Source organism: Chryseobacterium sp. NRRL B-14798, assembly GCF_050470705.1.
GTDB lineage: Bacteria > Bacteroidota > Bacteroidia > Flavobacteriales > Weeksellaceae > Chryseobacterium > Chryseobacterium cupriresistens.
Map to the genome: position 1 here is coordinate 3063396 of NZ_JBFLUL010000005.1, position 19914 is coordinate 3083309.

At 40.1% G+C, this 19914-nt stretch carries 19 protein-coding genes; 1 reads left to right on the forward strand and 18 read right to left on the reverse strand.

The annotated features are described in order from the left end of the window. Nucleotide 1: 1 nt before the first annotated feature. The 13 genes from AB1278_RS14275 to AB1278_RS14335 all read right to left on the reverse strand — a co-directional run bounded on the left by AB1278_RS14275 (nt 2) and on the right by AB1278_RS14335 (nt 11476). The gene (locus AB1278_RS14275; protein WP_202842847.1) at nt 2-475 is read right to left on the reverse strand and encodes a Dps family protein; all 474 of its coding nucleotides are present in this window, start codon (nt 473-475) and stop codon (nt 2-4) included. Nucleotide 476: 1 nt separating this feature from the next. Next, nucleotides 477-902, reverse strand: coding sequence for a DoxX family protein (locus AB1278_RS14280; RefSeq protein ID WP_429815177.1), 426 nt, complete (start codon nt 900-902; stop codon nt 477-479). A gap of 12 nt (nt 903-914) precedes the next feature. After that, nucleotides 915-2804, reverse strand: a complete 1890-nt coding sequence (locus AB1278_RS14285) for an amidohydrolase (RefSeq protein WP_429815181.1) — start codon at nt 2802-2804, stop codon at nt 915-917. Nucleotides 2805-2810: 6 nt separating this feature from the next. Continuing rightward, nucleotides 2811-3554: a M17 family peptidase N-terminal domain-containing protein gene (locus tag AB1278_RS14290; protein ID WP_343643285.1), complete on the reverse strand. Its 744-nt coding sequence runs from the start codon at nt 3552-3554 to the stop codon at nt 2811-2813. A gap of 20 nt (nt 3555-3574) precedes the next feature. Continuing rightward, a complete protein-coding gene (locus tag AB1278_RS14295; RefSeq protein WP_429815184.1) occupies nt 3575-4963 on the reverse strand; it encodes an alginate export family protein in 1389 nt (462 codons plus the stop codon). 19 nt (nt 4964-4982) lie between these two features. After that, the gene (locus AB1278_RS14300) at nt 4983-5615 is read right to left on the reverse strand and encodes a hydrolase (protein WP_002978754.1); all 633 of its coding nucleotides are present in this window, start codon (nt 5613-5615) and stop codon (nt 4983-4985) included. Between the two features lie 32 nt (nt 5616-5647). Next, on the reverse strand, nt 5648-5959 hold the full coding sequence (locus AB1278_RS14305; protein WP_202842857.1) for a phosphoribosylpyrophosphate synthetase: 312 nt from the start codon (nt 5957-5959) through the stop codon (nt 5648-5650). Nucleotides 5960-5975: 16 nt separating this feature from the next. Next, nucleotides 5976-6797 (reverse strand): alpha/beta fold hydrolase, encoded by an 822-nt coding sequence (locus tag AB1278_RS14310; RefSeq protein ID WP_429815188.1) that lies wholly within the window; start codon nt 6795-6797, stop codon nt 5976-5978. 307 nt (nt 6798-7104) lie between these two features. Further along, entirely contained in the window at nt 7105-7311 is a 207-nt protein-coding gene (locus AB1278_RS14315; protein WP_227941494.1) for an ArsR family transcriptional regulator, read from the reverse strand. Nucleotides 7312-7343: 32 nt separating this feature from the next. Beyond that, nucleotides 7344-8144: a Cof-type HAD-IIB family hydrolase gene (locus tag AB1278_RS14320; protein ID WP_395973251.1), complete on the reverse strand. Its 801-nt coding sequence runs from the start codon at nt 8142-8144 to the stop codon at nt 7344-7346. A gap of 77 nt (nt 8145-8221) precedes the next feature. After that, nucleotides 8222-9271 carry a UDP-glucose--hexose-1-phosphate uridylyltransferase gene (locus AB1278_RS14325; RefSeq protein ID WP_395973249.1) on the reverse strand — a complete coding sequence of 350 codons (1050 nt, stop codon included), beginning with the start codon at nt 9269-9271 and terminating at the stop codon, nt 8222-8224. Beyond that, entirely contained in the window at nt 9255-10439 is a 1185-nt protein-coding gene (gene galK, locus AB1278_RS14330) for a galactokinase (protein ID WP_395973248.1), read from the reverse strand. Before galK ends, AB1278_RS14325 begins: the two co-directional genes overlap by 17 nt. A gap of 164 nt (nt 10440-10603) precedes the next feature. Continuing rightward, a complete protein-coding gene (locus AB1278_RS14335; protein WP_110009798.1) occupies nt 10604-11476 on the reverse strand; it encodes an AraC family transcriptional regulator in 873 nt (290 codons plus the stop codon). 156 nt (nt 11477-11632) lie between these two features. Here AB1278_RS14335 and AB1278_RS14340 point away from each other — a divergent pair, with 156 nt between their 5' ends. Beyond that, nucleotides 11633-12229: a hypothetical protein gene (locus AB1278_RS14340; protein ID WP_002978746.1), complete on the forward strand. Its 597-nt coding sequence runs from the start codon at nt 11633-11635 to the stop codon at nt 12227-12229. Nucleotides 12230-12353: 124 nt separating this feature from the next. On the opposite strand, the gene AB1278_RS14345 is transcribed toward AB1278_RS14340, so the two are convergent. From AB1278_RS14345 to AB1278_RS14365, 5 genes are read right to left on the reverse strand one after another with little or no spacing between them, the layout of a single operon-like run. Continuing rightward, on the reverse strand, nt 12354-14387 hold the full coding sequence (locus tag AB1278_RS14345) for an alpha-glucuronidase (protein WP_202842868.1): 2034 nt from the start codon (nt 14385-14387) through the stop codon (nt 12354-12356). Nucleotides 14388-14414: 27 nt separating this feature from the next. Next, nucleotides 14415-15389 (reverse strand): glycoside hydrolase family 43 protein, encoded by a 975-nt coding sequence (locus tag AB1278_RS14350; RefSeq protein WP_202842870.1) that lies wholly within the window; start codon nt 15387-15389, stop codon nt 14415-14417. Nucleotides 15390-15410: 21 nt separating this feature from the next. Next, a complete protein-coding gene (locus AB1278_RS14355) occupies nt 15411-16520 on the reverse strand; it encodes an endo-1,4-beta-xylanase (RefSeq protein ID WP_411413879.1) in 1110 nt (369 codons plus the stop codon). Between the two features lie 10 nt (nt 16521-16530). Beyond that, nucleotides 16531-17976: an MFS transporter gene (locus AB1278_RS14360; protein WP_202842874.1), complete on the reverse strand. Its 1446-nt coding sequence runs from the start codon at nt 17974-17976 to the stop codon at nt 16531-16533. A gap of 27 nt (nt 17977-18003) precedes the next feature. After that, nucleotides 18004-19908 carry a sialate O-acetylesterase gene (locus AB1278_RS14365; protein WP_429815197.1) on the reverse strand — a complete coding sequence of 635 codons (1905 nt, stop codon included), beginning with the start codon at nt 19906-19908 and terminating at the stop codon, nt 18004-18006. Between the last annotated feature and the right edge of the window lie 6 nt (nt 19909-19914).

Genomic DNA, 19914 nt, shown 5'->3' on the forward strand with positions numbered 1-19914 from the left:
TCTATTTTAAATGTGAACGCAGCATCCAGGCCATTTTCTCATGGGTTTCCAGCAATCCGGTAATATAGTCGCTCGTCCCTGAATCACGGAATTCAACAGCGAAGTTTTCAATATTTTCACGAAGATGAATGATGATACTTTCGTGGTCGGAAAGAAGTGTTCTGATGTAAGTCAGACTGTCGTTCGATTCCAGATGATGTTCGGACAGATGCGTTAATGCCAGGTACTCCCTTAAAGTGGCCGGTGCATAATGCCCCAGCGTTCTGATTCTTTCCGCCAGATCATCGATGATGTCGTCCAGCTGCCCGTATTGTGCTTCAAAAAACAGATGTTTATTATAAAAGTCGTGACCTTCGACATTCCAATGTGCTTTTCTTGTTTTGGTATACAATACAAATTCATCTGCTAAAGTGGTAACAAGCACTTCAGCAACTTTTGCTAAATTTTCGTTTTTAATTCCGATTGAAGTTTTCATTTTATAATATATTTAATAAGTAATAATCAAGTGAATATCTTCCTGCTCCCAAGGCAAGAATCAGTAACAGGGACAGCGTATACATAAAAGGAACGTCCCGTACTTCCAGTGAATCTTTTCTGTGAACCACAAAATATCCGATAGCCGTTACCCCGATTGTCGGTAAAACGGCAAGCCTGGTTCCCAGTCCTAAAATAATCAGAAACGGAACCACCAGATCAGCAAATGAAGCGACTATGGCATTGAATTTATCAGGTAATCCCAGAGGATTTGGAATGACTTCCCTTTGTCCGTTTTCCAGCCTGAATTTCTTTAAACCATGCACTCTGAACAATTGAATCGCAAGGAGTACCCGGAAAACCAGGAATGAAGCATCATTGAATGGTGAACCTAAATCTGATGAAAGGACCTGTTTTAAAATTTCCATATGTATTGATAGTTAAAAAGCAAAGCACGAACAGCCTAAAGCTCCCCAGAATGTGTGGTAATTATTAACGGGCACATTGCTCATCCTTGCCTGGTTATGGTTATGATGATGGATATCGCAGCTTCCTGCACAGCTATGAATTTGTGAAGCTAAAGGAGCTTTTAAATCCTGTTTTGCATTTTTCTCAATTTCTTTCTGAAAATGTCCGCCTGCAGGATAATATCCGTTATAAAGATTGGTGGAAGACCAATCCGGAAGCACAGGAATAGATGGTGGTGCATAGGATGAGAATGTTCCTTTGGCATATACTATTTTCCCGTCTACAATGGTCATTTCCGCTTCAATATTTTTGATCTCTTCATCATCAATCGTGAAATAATCCTGATCAAGAACTGCCAGATCAGCAAACATTCCTACTCTGATATCGCCTTTTTTCTGCTGTTCCTGAGAAAACCATGCGCTGCCTTTTGTATAGAGCTCCAATGCAGTTGCTCTATCCAGCTTTGTTTCGTGGTATAATTGAAGTCCGCCAACAGTTTTTCCTGCGGTCAGCCAATACATGGAAACCCACGGATTATAGCTGCTTACCCTTGTGGCATCCGAGCCTCCACCTACAGGAACTCCCATTTCCAGCATTCTTTTCACAGGTGGTGTACTTTCTGCGGCGCCAGAACCATAACGGTCTGCAAAATATTCTCCCTGATAAGCCATTCTGCTCTGGATGGCAATTCCTCCGCCAAGCATTTTCACCCTTTCAATATTCTTTTCATCAATGGTTTCTGCATGATCAAAAATCCATGGAAGACCATTGAAGGGAATATCGCGGTTTACTTTTTCAAAGACATTTAAAAAACGGGTGATGCTTTCATTGTAGGTTGCATGAAGCCTGAATGGCCAGCGGTTTTCTACCAGTAAACGGACTACTTTTTCAAGATCTGCTTCCATGTTTTCAGGCAGATCCGGTCTTGGCTGAAGAAAATCTTCAAAATCGGCTGCCGAAAATACCAGCATCTCTCCTGCCCCGTTGTGGCGGTACATGTCATCGCCCTGGTATAATTTTACAGTATCGATCCAATCGCTGAAATCTTCAAATTCATGCTTGGGTTTCTGTGTAAAAAGATTATAAGCAATCCTTACCGTAAGCTGTTTTTTCTCATTCAGTTCGTTCACCACCTGATAATCGTCCGGAAAATTCTGGAATCCTCCGCCGGCATCAATAACGCTGGTAATTCCGAAGCGGTTCAGTTCTGTCATAAAATGTCTGGTAGAATTCAGCTGGTGCTCGTAGGAAAGCTTCGGGCCTTTTGCCAGTGTTGAGTATAAGATCATGGCGTTGGGTGTCGCAATAATCAGCCCTGTGGGTTCACCATTAGCATCTCTTTCAATATGTCCGCCTGCCGGAGCCGGGGTATCTTTGGTAAATCCTACCGCTTTCAATGCTGCCCTGTTCATTAAAGCCCTGTCGTATAAATGCAGGATAAAAACAGGTGTTTCCGGAGCAATGGCATTAATTTCCTCCAAAGTAGGCATCCTTCTTTCTGCAAACTGGAATTCGGACCATCCTCCCACTACACGTACCCATTGCGGTGAAGGCGTACGGTCTACCTGGTCTTTTAACATTCTGAGCGCATCAGCCAGTGAGGGAACACCATCCCATCTTAATTCCAGGTTGTAATTCAATCCGCCACGAATCAAATGGATGTGAGAATCATTGATTCCCGGCACCACTCTTTTCTTTTTAAGATCAATCAGTTCCGTGGCTTCATCTGCGAACTGGTCTGCCAGTCCGTCATTTCCGACCGCGATAATTTTCCCGTCTTTAATGGCCACTGCAGAAACTTCCGGAGTTTCTTTATTGAAAGTGTGTATTTTTCCGTTGTATACGATAAGATCTGCTTTCATTTGTAATTATTTGGTGTTCAACTTCGAAATCGCCTCCTGAATTCCTCCTCCGGCAACGGTGAAAAATGATGGCCCGGCCAGCAGAATCAGTTTTTTTAATTTCATTGTATCGGATAAATGCTGAGCATTTAAATAAGACTGTGTACGATAAGCATCAAAAGCGCCCAAAACCACATTTTCTGCTACTAAAGCTGTCGGAGAATCGATTCCTGCATCTTTGATATCGCTGGCAAATGATGCAGTATGTACTTGCAGTTTCAAAGCTTCTCTCATGGCAACACTTCCTACTTCTTTCATGATTCCGGCATCGAAAGAGTTTCTGTTCCCGAGGCCGATCAACAGCAGTTTTCCGGAGGCAAGGCTTCCTTTTGGAGGATTAATTAATAAGGTTTCCAAAGCGTGTCCTTTGAACTGTCCTTTTTTACGGACTTCTGTAATAATTCCTTTTAATGCTTCATCCAGATGAACCATGCCGTTCAGTTCTTTGGGAAGCGCCGGCGGATTGAAAATATCTCCTTCCGTATACTCGAAAACACAGGCGATCTGTAAATCTGCTTTGGCGGCAGAAGGTCCCTGCACCAGTCCTACAACAGAAATACCGTCAACGGTTCCCCATGTTTTTGAGGTTCCAATAGCTGTTTTTTCTGCAACAGCCTGTGCTGAAACGAAGTGAGTTCCCGCAGTTGCCAACACCAATGCTGTAAAGAGTGTTTTTGACCAATTGATGTATTTTGAAATTGAATTTTGCATAATAAATGATTTAGTAATGATTAAAATTTGAATCCCAGCCTGATATTCCAGAAAACACCGCTTTTGGCATCCTGAATGATATCTTCAATAAAAGGCCCTTTGTGGAAATACTGAAGTCCGCTCACCAAAGAGAAATGTTTGTTGAAATTATAGGTAAAGCTGGTTAAATAAGCCGTTCCGATATACCTTTGATCTGAGCCGCTTCCGGGACGGTTCAATGCTCCGCTTGGCCGGTAAACGCCGTCATTCAGGGAATATCGCCAGTTGAAGATAACATCCATCTGCATTTTGAGTCTGGAAGTCAGATCAAGGGTCATATATGGGTGAATATCAATTAAATTGACGGGTCCCACCTGCGGGCTGAAGCCGAAATACCCACCTTTCGGATATAAAGGATTAAATGTATTGAGCTTGCCGTCGTTTTTTGAGTGATCTCCTGAGATATAATCGTTTCTCAGATTGATGCTTGGGCTGAATCTAACATTTTCAAAGAGATATCCTACATCCACAGAACCCGTCCAGGCACTGATCTTTTCGTTTCCAAAACGTCCGAACTGATAGGCCGCTTCCAGGTTATAGATAAATCCGCCGCCATATTTCCAGAGTCTTCCACCAACTGTGTGGCGCTTTTCTCTTGCTGTTCCGGCTTCAAAAACAGATTCGTCTCTACGGATTCCGAGGTAATACAGATCCAGATTTCCGGCTTCAGGAATAATAATTTTGGAATAAAGCCCCCAAAGATTAAGCTGCTTTGAAATGGTATTATCAAAAACGCCGGTCTTGACAGAGTCTGCCATCATCGCAAAAGCATCTACGGAAACATTTTTATAGGAATACATGATTTTAGCTCCTGTAAAAGACAACCTTGCATTCGGTCCTTCCCTTACAGAAATTAATCTGCCGGAACCGTAGTCCAGTTCCTGTCTTCCCAGTCTCACTATCAGCTTCTGATCATCCTTATTCACCAAACCTACATCCAGAAAGAGATTCTGAATACTCAGCTGATCTTCATCAATGCCTCTTGAACCGTTTTTTCTTCCGTTTTGCAAAGCACTTCTGATCTGTGAAAATATTCTGAAGTTTTTCCCGAAATGCCAGTCTGCATAAAGGTCATAGCGCTGCAGGAAAAAGTCGTTGTGTCCTATGTTAAGCCGTCCCCAATCTTCGTTGTTGAAATCCACATATTCATACCTTGCCTCGCCACCCAATGAGAGATAGATATCTTTCTTTTCATTGAGAGGGAGATATTTAATTTTGTCATAAAAGCTTTTGGTGGAATCTTTCAGATATTCATAATTTTCGTCATACCTCAGAAGTTTAAAGCTCTGGGAGGATAAAGTTTCAGAACATAAAAGAACTGTTATGAAAAAAGCTTTTAAAAACAGTATTGAAGGTGCAGATTTCAACATTGAAAATGGTATATAGATTTTAATGATTCAGCATATGGTGGGCATAATGGATCCCTAATCCGTAAGAAGCCCCATATTTTTTCATCAGATCAGTTACAGGGCCATAGGTTTCCTGACGTGCCCAATCTCTCTGAAGCTCCAGAATATACTGAATGGAAGTCATAGGCTTTACTCCGGAATGGATCATTCTCTGTACTGCTCTTTCGTGAGCCTCATCACTCACATCACCACAGGCATCGGTAATGACATATACATCATAGCCTTCCTCAAGTGCAGACAAAGCCGGTCCTACGATACATACACCTGTCCAAAGCCCTGCGAAAACCAGTTTTTGCTTCTGTGTTCCCACAATTGCCTTATAAGCGGCTTCATCTTCCCATGTATTCATAGTAGTTCTGTCAATATATCCTGAAGTTGCCATAGGAAATGCTTCCTCAATTTCAGGGAAAACGGGACCTGAAAAACTTTGTTCAGCAACTGTGGTAACGATAGTCGGAACATTGAATATTTTAGAAGCTCCACACAGTACTGCAACGTTATTGCGCAGCTCATTCATTGAGATACTTTTGGTGGCAAATGCCATTTGTCCTTCAAAATCAATCAGTACCAGTGCATGATTTTCAGGAGAAAGTAGTTTTGATGATGGTTTCATAAAGTTTATTTTATTAAATAATTTGGATTAAGTTAATGGGATGATAGTTTTCTGATGAGTTCTGTACTTACAGTATCCGCATAGATTCCGTAAGCGCTCGTCAGGATGCCTTTTACAGAATACTTGTCGGAAGCGATGCCGTAGACTACTTCTTCATCTCCCTGATCGGTATCTCCTTCAAAGCGGAATGTATATCGTATTTTAAAGTCTTCCGGAGAGACATCAAGAAAATTATTGAGCCTGATGCAATCATTTTTAAGGTTAAAATCTTCTGTATATCCGTTTTGATTAAGCCACTGAACGGCCTCAGTCAACGTATCAAAAGCTGGCTGTATCGTATTCATTTGTAAAGAATGCTTATTATTCTGTGATAAAAGCTAAAATATCTTTGTTGATGGTTGGATGCTCTGTAGTCGGCATACCATGAGGGAAGCCAGGATATGTGATCAGTTTTCCGTTCTTCAGTAATTTGGCTGATTTTATCGCTGAATTTTCAATTGGTACAATCTGGTCATCTTCACCATGCATCACCAGAACAGGAATGTCAACTGCTTTTAAATCTTCGGTTAAATCTGTTTCTGAAAAGGCTTTGATTCCATCATAATGAGCAACAATTCCTCCCATCAGTCCCTGTCTCCACCAGTTTCTCTGTACTCCGTCCTTTACGTTCGCACCTTCTCTGTTGTAGCCGTAGAAAGGAATAGTAAGGTCATAGTAAAACTGGTTTCTGTTGTTCATCGTCTGTTCCCTGATATTGTCGAAAACTTCCATAGGAACACCGTCAGGATTGTTTTCACTTTTCACCATTACCGGTGGAATGGCGCTGATCAGAACCGCTTTCTTAGCTCTTCCGTTTGCATACTTGTTAACATAACGGATTACTTCACCACCGCCTGTTGAATGCCCGATGTGTACAACATCTTTCAGATCTAAAAATTCAACCAGTTCTGCAGCATCAGAAGCGTATTGTTCAATAGTGTGATTGTAGATATTCTGGCTCGAGCGCCCGTGGCCTCTTCTGTCGTGGGTAACCACTCTGTAGCCTTTCTGTAAAAAGAAGATCACCTGTGCATCCCAATCGTCAGATGATAAAGGCCATCCGTGGTGAAACATCAGTACAGGTCCTTCTCCCTGATCTTTGTAAAAAATTTCTGTTCCGTCTTTTAATGTTAATGTGCTCATTGTTGTACTATTTTTTGAATTAAACTTATGAGCATAATGCCAAAAAATAACCCAAAACAACAAATCAATTGATTTTCAATATACTAATAAAAACAGCCAGTAAATTACACTACGAAATACCGTAGTTTTATGATTCAGCTATCTGTATTTATATAAAAACATATAAATGTAAGCATAGAAAACATCCAAAAACATGCGGTACAAATCTAAAATTCATGCTTACATACGATTAAAAACAAAAAAATCAGACTGAGTCTGATTTTTTAAATATGTACTATTTGTAATACCGGAAAGTTATGATGAGCCGTTATTCTGCCTTTATTTGTGACAGATCAAGCCCCAGTTTTGTAAATTCTTCCTGTCCTTTCTCTGTAATATAATAGTTACGGTCTGCAGGATTTTCTTTGGCAATCCAGCCTTTCTCAACAAATTGTTCTAAAAGAAGCTGTCCCAGTTTTCCGCCGATATGCTCATAGCATGTTTTGGCTGGCTTTCTGCCGGTTGATGTATTCATATTATTAGTTTAATTGGTGTTATATTAATGTATTAATTCAGATGCAGATAATCTTTAATGGTTTTCAGAACTCCGAAGCTGTCATTGGTGCATGCTTCAAAATTGGCTACCTGTTTTACGTTCGGATGGGCATTTTGCATAGCATAAGAATATTTGGCATTCTTCAGCATTTCTATATCGTTCATATAATCCCCGAAAGCCATCGTATTTTCAGGAGAAATGCCCAGCGATTTCTGAAGGATTTTCAGAGCATTTCCTTTATTGATGTCCTTATTCATAACATCCAGCCAATGTGCTCCTGAAACCACTATTTCCAGTCCGAATTCCTCAAACCTTTTAAGGGCCGGATACAGATATTTTTCCGAGCCATCCGGATGGTATACTGCTATTTTGAAGGCGGTATCATCAATTCTTTCTGTAAGATCGTCTTTTTTCATATTTTCAGTATAGTACTTTGAGAAAAAGTCTACAAACTGCTGATCTTCAGTTTCATAATACGCCATCTTTTTGGCTGATAATACGGCTTTGGCACCGGGTATTTCACGGACAGCTTTGATGATTTCAACGATATATTTGTATTCCAGCGTATCAGCGAAAAGCTCCTGATCTTTATAGATGACATAGCCTCCGTTTTCAGCAATAAAACCGATCTCACTTTCTATTTCTCCGAAATAATGGGTAATTCCCGGCATCTGTCTTCCGCTTGCCGGCACAAATACAATATTTCTTTTTTTCAGTTCTTTATAAACTTCTGAAAACTCGGGGCTCATTTCATGGCTGGAATTGAGAAACGTCCCATCCATGTCCGTCACAATTAATTTAATCTCTTCCATAATTTTATTGGGAAAAACGATATTCTGTATGTTGCAGAATCATAATTCGCTTATTCTTTTCAAAGATATTGATTTTATTATTTTTTCTTGTAATGAATGGTAGGAAGGTTTCTTAATATTGCGGCACTCTGTTCCGGGGTAATGTCCCGCTGAGGCTCAGCCAGCATTTCGTATCCTACCATAAATTTTTTAACTTCTGCACTTCTGAGCAACGGCGGATAAAAGTGCATATGAAAATGCCATTCCGGATGTTCTTTTCCGTCTGTTGGAGATTGATGAATTCCCGCAGAATAAGGAAAAGATGTTTCAAAAAGGTTATCATATATTGTGGTCAGATCCTTGAGTACTGCTGCAAAAGATTTTTTTTCCGCTTCAGAAAATGCCGCAATATTTTCTCTTTTCTGTTTGCTGATAATCATTGTTTCATAAGGCCAAGACGCCCAAAAAGGCACCAATGCGGCAAAGTGTTCATTTTCTGTGACGATGCGTTCGCCAGCTGCGATTTCCTGCTCAAGATAATCTTCCAGCAATGTTCTTTTATTCTTTTCAAAATACGATTTCAGCTGATCCTGGGTTTTCTGAACCATTGCCGGAATGGACGACTGCGCCCATATCTGTCCGTGCGGATGAGGGTTGCTGCAACCCATGATGCTTCCTTTATTTTCAAAAATCTGAACATAATTGATATGGTCGAGAGCGGACAGCTCATTGAATTGTTCCTGCCATACATCCACTACATTTTTGATGTGTTCCACAGACATTTCCGGTAAGGTAAGGCTGTGATTTTCAGAAAAACAAACCACCCTGTTGATACCGCGTTCAGGAAGAAGAGTAAAAAATCCGGAACCTTCATTGGCAAATTCAACATCTTCATTCAGTAATGCTCCAAAGTCATTGTTAAAGACATAGGTTCCTTTGTACACAGGGTTACGGTCTCCATTAGCACGTATATTTCCTGAACAGAGATAGCAGTCCGGATCGTATTCAGGACGGTTTTCTTCTGTTGTTTCTTCTCTCTGTCCCTGCCATGGACGGTTTGCCCGCTGTGGGGAAACCAGTATCCATTCGTCCAAAAGATGATTGTATCTTCTGTGAGGATGTTTTTTACGATCAAATGATGTATTCATTGGTGTATTCTTTTATCCCGTCTGAAATTTTAACCTGATAAACTTTCATTTGGATATTAAAACTTTCCAGATATTTTTTACTGATATTTTTAATCACTTCTTCAGCTTTATCTTCCTGAATAAGGTTGATGCTGCAGCCACCAAAGCCTCCTCCCATCATTCTTGCTCCCAGCACACCTTCCTGCTGCAATGTGTTTTCAACCAAAAAATCAAGTTCTTCACAGCTGACCTCAAATTCAGTGGACAGCCCGGCGTGGGTTTCCGTAAGAAGTGTTCCCAGATATTCAATATTCCCTTCTGAAATAGCTTTTGCTGCCATTTCTACTCTTTGGATTTCTTTCAGAATATAGAGACATCTTTTATATGAAATACTTCCCATTTCTTCTTTTGTATGATCAAGCATCTCCAGCGTAAAATCCCTGAATTTTTCGATTTCAGGAAAATTTTTCCATAAGACTTTTTTACCATGTTCGACATCTTTGCGTCTTTCGTTATAGCCGGATGTCAAATGAGTATGCTTCACGCAGCTGTCGAAAAGTAAAAGGCTGTATCCCTTAAGGTCTGCATCAAAATACTGATGTTCCAGGGAATGACAGTCGAGCATCATCACTTTATCTTCCTTACCGAAAACGGAGGCAAACTGATCCATAATTCCGCACTGAACTCCTGCAAAAGTATGTTCGGATTTTTGCCCGATCACCGCGATTTCTTTTTTTGACAGCCGCAGATCAAAAAGTTCATTAAGGATATAGGCAAAACCGCATTCAAGAGCGGCCGAAGAGGAAAGCCCGGATCCCATCGGGATGGTACTGCTGAAAACAATTTCCATTCCGCAAAATTGATTTTCGGGTTTCTGCAGCTGACTGAAAACGCCTAGAATATAGTTTGCCCACATTTGCTGTACCGGTTTTATCTCCGCTGCGACATCAAATGTATATTCTTCTCCGAGATCCTTGGCTATGATGGTACAAAGGTTTGTCTGAGGGAGTTTACGGACAGCAAAACAGATGTATTTGTCTATGGCAGCAGGCAATACAAAGCCATCGCTATAGTCTACATGCTCGCCGATAATATTAATTCTGCCGGGAGAAAGGAAAATATGTTCAGGCTCTTCTTTGAATTCGGTCCTAAACTTTTCTAGGGTTGGGTTGATTAACTGTTCATGCATATCAATCTTATCTGATCAAACAGATCCTGGGGATCCTAAGTATAAAACTACTAAATTTATAACAGAGAAATTATACTTTATAAATATTGTTTATAAGTGTTAAATATACACTTATATTTCAATACATTCCAAAACAACACCTTATTATTAAACACGACTGTGAATTACTCCATAAAATAGTTGAATTCTTTTCTATATTGAGAAGGACTTTTTTGGATATATTCTTTAAAAGTCCTGTTAAAATAGCTGAAGTTATTAAACCCCGATTCAAAGCAGACTTCCGTAATGCTCAAAGGCTGTTCTGCCAGAAGTTTGAGGGCATGGGTAATTCTGTATTCATTAACAAACTGCGTAAAGGTTTTATTGGTGATTTTTTTAAAGTAGCGACAAAAAGACGGTACTTTCATATTGGCTAGATCAGCCATTTCTTCGAGGGTTATGGCTTCTTTGAAGTGATCTTTAACATAATTGAATATAAGATTTATTCTTTCATTGTCTTCAACCTGTGTCTGAAGGTAATATTTTCCTGCATTTAAAATCCTGTAATCCTGATTCATAGCAAGTTCGTCCAATATTTTCAGAAATCTGCACAGCTTGTCCATTGAGGAAGTTTCATGCATCTCCGTAATCTCTTTCCCGATTGTTTTCTTCACCTCTTCCCCGAATACAATTCCTGCTTTTGACTTTTCCAGTAGTGCAGAAATCCTTTGCATCTCCGGAATATTCCAGATCGGTTCTCCTAAAAAATCAGGCTTAAACTGGATCACCATTTCATACTCATTATGTGTACTTTCATTGGTCAGTCCACAATGCGGAAGATTGCTTCCTATCAGTACAAGATCTCCTTCTGAAAAATAAGTGATACTGCTTCCGATCTGTCTCTTCCCGGAACCTTTGCATACAAAAATCAACTCAATCTCAGGATGGTAATGCCAGACATGTGATTTTATATTCTCATTAGTCAGAAATTTAAGGCTGGTAAAACTGCTTCCTATAGTAGGTCTTACCGCCTCAAAAGAAGGATTTACATGTTTCATAGGCCAAATACAAATAATTTCATATGCAAAATTAACAAATAATACATTAATACCATTAAACAAGGTTAATATAGTACATCAATATGAAAATTTAATTATAGCCTGAGAAGTATTGCTGCCCTAGCTTTGCAATATTAATCCTAAAAGCCTTAACCCATGAGCACATTATTAAAAGCCGTATTTTTTGCAGGAGCCTTATTGTTTTCAGCAAATGTAATGAGTAAGGACAGAGATTTTTCCCTTTCCTTTGGAAACGTACAAGACAAAACCTTGAATTTTGAGCTTTTAAATGCTAAAAGTGTTTCTGTTTTTGTCTATAACACTGCACATGACGAGCTATTTTCCGAAAATCTTGCAGATGGAGATCATGTGATGAAGACTTATGATTTTCAAAGCTTTACACCAGGAACGTATTATCTGGTAGCAGAATCAGAAGCGAAGATAGAGAAATACAAGATTAAAATCAATGCTGATAATGTAATGGAGGTGGAAAAAACACCTGTAAGCGCTGTGCATAAGCCTGAATATACTATTTCCGGTCATATGGCCAAGCTTCACATGTCTGATGTAAAAGGACCTGTAAGCATTTCAGTTTATGACCTTTCCAATACAACATATTATACTTCGAACAAAAAATATGCTGACGGCAAGGTGGATATCACTTTTGATCTTGATCCTAAAACAGCAGATCAATACATCATTCAGGTTGAAGAAAACGGAAATGTTTTTAATAAGATAATTTCTCTCCGATAAAACGGAATATATACAGATAGATTGACCTATCGATCATTCCAATTATTTTGGATTAAAATTTTACTTACAGTTTATTGTTTTGAGGCAGCTCCATTTCCTAACAGAAAAAGAGCTGCCTCATTTTTTAATTGTGATGTCCCATGTTCAGTTTAATCTTCTTCAGATCTTCCAGTTCGTGAACAGGACGTTCTATATCATAAGGTATAGGTTTTTTGGAAAAAGTCTGGAAATACAGCAGGCAGGCATCTTTCCACCACACCGCATCCTTAGATTGAATTTTAAGCTTTGACTGAACATCAGCAAACCTTTGTTTATCAATATAAGGTTCCATTCTATTCCAGACTTTCTGATAGTCCCTTACCTTCTTCACCCCGGAATCATAGGTATAACACAGCTCATCCCACAAAGATTTTCCGTCTTTCATTGTATAATCCCATGGAACATGATGAAACCACAGGATAAGATTTTCCGGGCAGGTTGAGATGTTTCCATATCTTTCATTAAGCGGTGGAAAATACTGTGAAACCGCATTGCTTCCTGTTTTTGTTCTGTTAAAACCTACCCCTTTAGCATCAGCCTGATGGTAATAGACAGGGGACCAGTCTGGTCTTCCGCCTTTATAATCTCCCCATGGTTCAGGGCCGTAGTGATGACCTCCCGCAAAGATATGGTGTAATCCTAATGGCATCATATAATCCACGGCAGTTTCTCTGGAAGAAAGCATGATCTCCTTTACCGGATTCAGAAAGTTTTGATCGTCTGTGAAGGTCATTTTAATCCATTCATCTGCAATCTGCTCTGAGGTCACCTGATGGTTCCATGCTAATCTCCCGAATGCATACCAGTTGGCCTGAGCAAAATGATGTCCCGTCCAGTTCGTATCTTCCCCGATATTGGCAACGGCTGAAATGGCTGTCAATTTTGCGGGTCTTAAAGTACCGTCTGTTATTTTAGCAATCGTAGAGCCTTGGCCGTCAGAATAAGTATCGCTGTCCAGAGTTTCCTTGAATAATGGAGCCAGGAAAACGAGATGGTTTGAAAAGCCCAGATATTCCTGGGTGATCTGAAATTCTACCATTTCAGAAGTTTTTCTTAAAGCTCCGAAGAGTGGATTGAACGCTTCGCGAGGCTGGAAATCAATCGGTCCGTTTTTGATCTGAATAATTACATTATCCCTGAATTTACCATCCAGAGGAACAAATTCAAGATAAGCCTGTTTGGCTCTGTCGTCTTTGCTTGGACTGTAAACAAAGGCTCTCCACATCACGATCCCGTTGTAAGGTTTCAGGGCATCAGCCATCATATTGGCTCCATCTGCATGGGTTCTTCCGTAATCCTGAGGGCCCGGCTGCCCTTCGGAATTGGCTTTCACCAAAAATCCGCCAAAATCGGGAATTAACTTGTAAATTTCAGCCGCTTTATCCTTCCACCATTTTTTTACGTCTTTATTCAACGGATCTGAATTTTGTAATCCGCCCAGCACTTTAGGTGAAGAAAAATTCACGGAAAGATATACCTTGATGCCGTAAGGTCTGAAAATATCAGCCAAAACCCTTACTTTTTTAAGATAATCTTCCCTAAGCATATTGGGCGATGCATTCACATTATTCAAAACAACGGAATTGATTCCTACAGAAGCATTGGCTCTTGCATATTCTTCATAACGCGGCGAAACTTTCCCGGGTAAATCTTCCCATTTCCAGAGTGATCTTCCGGCATAGCCTCTTTCAATACTTCCATCCAGATTATCCCAATGATCCAGAACCCTTACATCGTATGAGGGCTTTTCTATCGTATTTAAATGAGACAGGTCGGCTTTTGTCTGCTGTAATCTTAAAATATGATAGACTCCATACAACAGTCCTATTTCTTTACCCGCAGAAATAACAATTTTTTCAGGCGTGGAAACAATCCTGTAACCGTCTTTCAGGTTTTTCTCTTTGTTTTCGGTACGAAGTTCCACCGTCTGTCCCTGCCAGTGGCTGCCCAGCTCTTTTCTGGCAATATTCAGGGTTGGACTGCTGCCTTTGGAAATAATTTGATCTGCCGATATTCCGTTTTTTGCAGGAAACCGAAGCCAGAGCTGACTTCCGTCCTCCGCGAAAACCAGCAAAGGAAATATCAGAAAAAATAGAATGTTGAGTCTCAGATATCGCATTGAAAAATTTTAAATTATTAAAGATGGCTATGACTGATCTTCCAGACCTTCAATCGTTTTGATTTTGCCTTCGTTATCGTATTCCAGTTCAATCACTTTCATACTTCTCAGCCATGTTTTACCACCACTTGGTACAGAATCATGGAAAAACAGATACCATTTTCCTTTGAACTCCACGATGCTGTGATGGGTAGTCCATCCTACCACCGGAGTAAGAATTTCACCCTGAAAAGTAAACGGACCGTAAGGATTATCCCCGGTTGCATAGCAAATCAGGTGGGTGTCCCCTGTAGAATAAGAAAAATAATATTTGCCATTGTACTGATGCATCCATGAAGCTTCAAAAAAGCGGTGCTTATCTCCATGAAGCAGCGGTTTTCCGTTTTCATCGATGATGATAACATCTTTAGGTGCTTCGGCAAACTCAAGCATATTATCGCTCAGCAGAGCCACTTTTGAATGGATTGCGGGTTCATCATTTTCTGGAATTATAGCAGATTCAAGTGCCTTATTATCTCTGTAACGCTGTAATTGTCCGCCCCAGATCCCTCCGAAGTACATATAATATTTACCTTTATCTTCAAAAATGCAGGGATCGATGCTGTAACTTCCCATCATCGGATGTTTTTCAGGAATGAAAGGCCCGTAAGGTTTATCACTCACTGCAACACCGATTCTGAAGATATCATTCTGATCTTTAAGAGGAAAGTACATATAATATTTGCCGTCTTTAAAGGCCACATCGCAATCCCAAAGCTGTCTCCCCGCCCATGGGATATCTTTTACCGAAAGGACTACACCATGATCTTTAATTTCTCCGCTGTCCACATCATCCATTGAGAAAACATGGTAATCATTCATATCAAAGTGGTCCCCGTTATCGTTTTCTTCAATTCCGCTTTCGCGGTCGTGAGAAGGATAGATATAGATTTTATCTTCAAAAACATGAACGGAAGGATCTGCCATATAATCTTCCGGGAATAAATATTTTGATTTTTTCATTAAGTAAAAATTCTATTGATTTTAATTTTTCTCTGCCAATTTTATTATTTTTTGTACCACAGGTTTCTCCTGGTCTTTCCTGTCAAACAGCAACGGATAATCTGTTCTTCCTTTTACCGGAAAATCGTTTTTCCAGGACTGCTTATCGGTAACTCCCCATAAGGTCACCCTTCTTATTTTATCTTTATGTTGCAAGAACAAGCCAAAGAAATCAAGGTAACGTTTTTCCCATTTCATTTCTACTTCTTTGGGAAGTCCTTTGGTGTAGGGATTCATTTCTTTCTGATAGGCAACAGTGTCCGAAACATTGGCAGAGCTTCCCCATGGAGAAGGCAGTGCACTGATTTCAAGTTCTGTAATATTGACTTTAACTCCTGCATTGGAATAGGCCAGAATTGCTTTCCCGTATTCATCTATGGAAGGGTTATCCATCCCGACATGGGCCTGCATTCCTACTCCATCAATACGGATTCCTCTTGATTTAAGTTTCTCAACCATTGCAATGACTGTTTTTACCTTTTCAGGATACCATTCATTATAATCGTTGTAATATAATTCTGCATTGGGATCAGCTTCCTGTGCATACTGAAATGCCAAAGGAATAAAATCTTCACCCAGGATTTCGTAAAACTTACTTTTCCTGTAGGTTCCGTCTTCAAGAATGGCTTCATTCACCACATCCCATCCTTTTACTTTCCCTTTGTAACGGGAAACTACGGTTGTAATGTGGTTTTTCATGCGCTGTTTCAATACTTCAGGAGAAACATCCTTTGCATTTTTATCTGTAAAAAACCATTTTGGAAGCTGGGAATGCCAGATTAACGTATGCCCAATGATGAACATATTGTTTTTTATTCCGAAATCAACAAATTTATCGGCATCATCAAAGAAGAACTTTCCTTCCTGAGGCTGCAGGAACATCGATTTCATACAGTTTTCAGCAACAACAGAGCTGAATTGTTTTTTGATAATCGCTGCAGCTTTCTGATCTGCGCCGTCAATCTGGGGAAGGCTCATGGCAGTTCCGATATAGAATTTGTCCTGAAATGCTTTTTTTAAAGTACCATCGGATTTCTGCGCCGACAGCCCGGAAGCGGTAAGAGCCGCCAAACCAATTAAAATACGTTTCATAGTAATTTTTTTATTTTCTTCTTTCAGCCAGATCTTTTTCAATCTGAACTTCCATTTTTTTGTTGATTTTGTAAAATAAAAGCAGTCCGCAGGCAATGAAGAACGGAATGGACGGGAATATGCTTACGAGCATTTTCGCTCCTGCTGCCACTGTTTCAGGCTGAATCACCTGTTCGGTCCCGTGTACTGAAATGTATCCGTATTTTCCAATGATCAAAGCTACCAGAGAGCTTCCGATGCTTAGACCTACTTTCAGTCCTACCATCATGGCAGAGAAAATAATAGCCGTTGCCCTGCGGTTGTTCTTCCATTCCGAATAATCGGCCACATCGGCAATCATCGCCCACAAAAGCGGCGTGCTGATTCCATAAAAGAATCCGTGTAAAATCTGTGACAGGAACATAATTCCAACTGCTTTCGGAGGATAAAATATAAAGAACAGGATAAACAATGTAGAAATGAATAATGAAGCGATAAAAGTATCTCTTTTTCCAAATCTGTCTGCCAGTTTTTTAGAGAAGGTAATGCCGACGATCATCATCACAATTCCTCCTGCATTAAATAGTCCGAACCCAGCAGACTTGGGATCTTCCCCAAAGAAATTCATTCCTGCAGAATTAAAGAATGCTGTAATGGGTGAGATAAAACTTTTGAGAGCATTTTCATCTACATAGTTGTTAAAATAATATACATAAGATCCTCCTTTCATGGCCAGCGTGATGAATATAAATGCGGTCACGGTAAGCATAATAATCCATGGTCTGTTTTGAAATAAATCTTTTAAATCCTCTTTCAGACTTGATTTCTGCTCCGGTTTGGGAATGATTCTTTCTTTGGTGGTAAAAAAGGTAATCAGTAACATGACGGATCCGATCACCGCCAGCCATGTCATAACGGTCTCGATCCCCTGCGCTTTATCTCCGTGTCCTACATATAGAATGATTGGCAACATAAATACCTGTACAAAGAACTGGGCAAACATCACCGCTACAAAACGGTACGAAGAAATACTGTTTCTTTCTCCCATATCTCCCGTGATAACACCGCTCAGAGCAGCATATGGTAAGTTATTGGATGCATACAATAATAGTAATAATGAATAGGTAACCGCAGCATAGATCATTTTACCCTGATAGGAAAAGTGAGGTGTACTGAAGGCTAACAGAGCTGCAATACCGAGCGGTACAGCGGTAAATAAAATCCATGGACGGAATTTCCCCCATCGTGAGCTTGTACGGTCTGCCAGTGCTCCGATAAGCGGATTAAAACCAAATCCGGCAATTAAACCTACCGTAAGGGTAATGACAGAAGCATCTTCTGCTTTGAGTCCGTAAATATCTGTATAAAAATAGGTCAGGTAGGTGACTAAGGTCTGAAAAACAAGGTTGGCTGCCAGATCTCCCAGGCTATACCCTACTTTTTCTATTACCGATATTTTTTGTGGCTGATGATCCATTGATTGTAATAAGGTTTCTATGTTAAATTAATTTTTTTCTGTTGTAAAAGGTGAAGCAGGAAGTCCGCTTTTATTTTTAAGATTGCCATCCGGGTTGTCTGCCCAGTCGTAACGTACATTGACAGGACTGGTGACCTGATCATTCCATACCATCACTTTATTTACTTTTGCTTCTGCTTTTGCCCATTGGTAGCTGCCATCCTTCTGCTGTATGGCAAAACCTTTAAGACTTCCCTGTATCAGATCGTCCGTCCCGGGTTTAAAGGATAAAATAATGGTATTGCCTTCTGTCTTCATCGACTGATAAACGGGGCCGTCAGCTATGATTTTTTTGCCTTCCCCAATTTTCAGGGCCTGTAAAGCTAGCCTGTCACCTACTGATTTTTTATTGAGCGGATGAATATCGTTCCATTCTCCCACATCAATCGTTACCGCAAGTCCTGAATAAGGAACATTAAGAGAAACCTGTCTCTGCTGTTCTCTCAGCTCAGCCCAGTTGCTTTCAATCGGTTCATCTTTTTTCTCCATGAAATTGGCCAGCTGCACAATGAAGAACGGCAGGTCTTTCTTATTCCATTTTGAACGCCAGTCTGAAATCATTGTTGACAATAAATCTCCATATTCTTTTGGTTTCCCGGTATTGCTTTCACCCTGGTACCAGATAAATCCTTTGATTTTATAATTGATCAGCGGATTAATCATGGCATTGTAAAGACCTACCGGTTTCCAGCGGATAAATGTCTGTCCGGGAGCCATTTTTTCCATTTTTGTACCTATCTTATATTTCCACTCGCCTTTAAGGTCTGTTTTTTGACCGTCGATTTCCAGATAATATGGCTTATCAGCGATAAACTGTCCTTTTCCGCTGCCATTGATGACTCTTACCGTGATGATGTTCTTTCCTTCTTTTAAAACACCTTTCGGAATGTCATACCATCTCGGCGGATATTCATAGGTTACATTTCCTACTTTAATCCCATTAATGTAAGTAATATCAGCATCTTTTATCCTTCCCAGATTGAGAAATGCTGTTTTCTGATCCACTCCTTTGGGCAGAATAATTTCTTTACGGAACCATACCGAACCTTCAAACGGACCTTCCTGATCTTCCCATGATCCCGGTACCATCATGGTTTTCCATCCGGAATCATTGGCGTTATCTTTTTCCCAGTGCTGGTTGAAACCGATATCACTCTGATCCAGCTCTGCATACCAGGCTTTGCTTAATGATCTTTCCTGGGATTCTGTAGATTGTATCAGGTCATCGTTTTTCCATTTTTCTGCTTCAGCAAGATATTCCGGGTATTTTTTCAGTGATTTTTCATCCATCCAGGCCTGAACCGGAGAGCCTCCCAGACTGGTATGAATGATTCCTACAGGAACTTTGTTTTTTTCATTCAGTTCTTTCGCAAAAAAATAAGCAACTCCCGAAAAATCAAGAATAGTCTGAGGATTGGCACTTTCCCATTTCCCGCCGTCAAGATCATTTTGCGGAGCTTTAAAATTATATTTCTGCGGAACAGTGAAGAATCTTATATTCTGATTATTGGCGTTTTTAATTTCATTTTCATACAAAGGTGTGAGCCTGCGCATCGGAAGTTCCATATTGGATTGTCCTGAGGCTACCCATACATCACCAATAAGAATATCTTTAAGGGTGATCTCATTAATCATCATGGTATATGGACCTCCGGCATTAAGCTTTGGAATCATAAGAGACCAGTTTCCCCTTTGGTCTGCTGTGGCATTATAGGTTTTATTGATAAACTTAATTGTAATTTTTTCTCCTGCGTCTGCATATCCCCAGATTTTAAGATCCTGATTTCTCTGAAGGATCATTCCGTCTGAAACCAATGCGGGAAGTCTTACCTTTGCATGAAAACTGCAAATAGCTGCAAGAAAAAATAATAAATATAGAGTTCTGTTCTTCATGGAAAA

Coding starts and splice junctions, on each gene's coding strand:
- AB1278_RS14275 (WP_202842847.1), bottom strand. CDS start 475: ATGAAAACTTCAATCGGAATTAAAAACGAAAATTTAGCAAAAGTTGCT.
- AB1278_RS14280 (WP_429815177.1), bottom strand. CDS start 902: ATGGAAATTTTAAAACAGGTCCTTTCATCAGATTTAGGTTCACCATTC.
- AB1278_RS14285 (WP_429815181.1), bottom strand. CDS start 2,804: ATGAAAGCAGATCTTATCGTATACAACGGAAAAATACACACTTTCAAT.
- AB1278_RS14290 (WP_343643285.1), bottom strand. CDS start 3,554: ATGCAAAATTCAATTTCAAAATACATCAATTGGTCAAAAACACTCTTT.
- AB1278_RS14295 (WP_429815184.1), bottom strand. CDS start 4,963: ATGTTGAAATCTGCACCTTCAATACTGTTTTTAAAAGCTTTTTTCATA.
- AB1278_RS14300 (WP_002978754.1), bottom strand. CDS start 5,615: ATGAAACCATCATCAAAACTACTTTCTCCTGAAAATCATGCACTGGTA.
- AB1278_RS14305 (WP_202842857.1), bottom strand. CDS start 5,959: ATGAATACGATACAGCCAGCTTTTGATACGTTGACTGAGGCCGTTCAG.
- AB1278_RS14310 (WP_429815188.1), bottom strand. CDS start 6,797: ATGAGCACATTAACATTAAAAGACGGAACAGAAATTTTTTACAAAGAT.
- AB1278_RS14315 (WP_227941494.1), bottom strand. CDS start 7,311: ATGAATACATCAACCGGCAGAAAGCCAGCCAAAACATGCTATGAGCAT.
- AB1278_RS14320 (WP_395973251.1), bottom strand. CDS start 8,144: ATGGAAGAGATTAAATTAATTGTGACGGACATGGATGGGACGTTTCTC.
- AB1278_RS14325 (WP_395973249.1), bottom strand. CDS start 9,271: ATGAATACATCATTTGATCGTAAAAAACATCCTCACAGAAGATACAAT.
- galK (WP_395973248.1), bottom strand. CDS start 10,439: ATGCATGAACAGTTAATCAACCCAACCCTAGAAAAGTTTAGGACCGAA.
- AB1278_RS14335 (WP_110009798.1), bottom strand. CDS start 11,476: ATGAAACATGTAAATCCTTCTTTTGAGGCGGTAAGACCTACTATAGGA.
- AB1278_RS14340 (WP_002978746.1), top strand. CDS start 11,633: ATGAGCACATTATTAAAAGCCGTATTTTTTGCAGGAGCCTTATTGTTT.
- AB1278_RS14345 (WP_202842868.1), bottom strand. CDS start 14,387: ATGCGATATCTGAGACTCAACATTCTATTTTTTCTGATATTTCCTTTG.
- AB1278_RS14350 (WP_202842870.1), bottom strand. CDS start 15,389: ATGAAAAAATCAAAATATTTATTCCCGGAAGATTATATGGCAGATCCT.
- AB1278_RS14355 (WP_411413879.1), bottom strand. CDS start 16,520: ATGAAACGTATTTTAATTGGTTTGGCGGCTCTTACCGCTTCCGGGCTG.
- AB1278_RS14360 (WP_202842874.1), bottom strand. CDS start 17,976: ATGGATCATCAGCCACAAAAAATATCGGTAATAGAAAAAGTAGGGTAT.
- AB1278_RS14365 (WP_429815197.1), bottom strand. CDS start 19,908: ATGAAGAACAGAACTCTATATTTATTATTTTTTCTTGCAGCTATTTGC.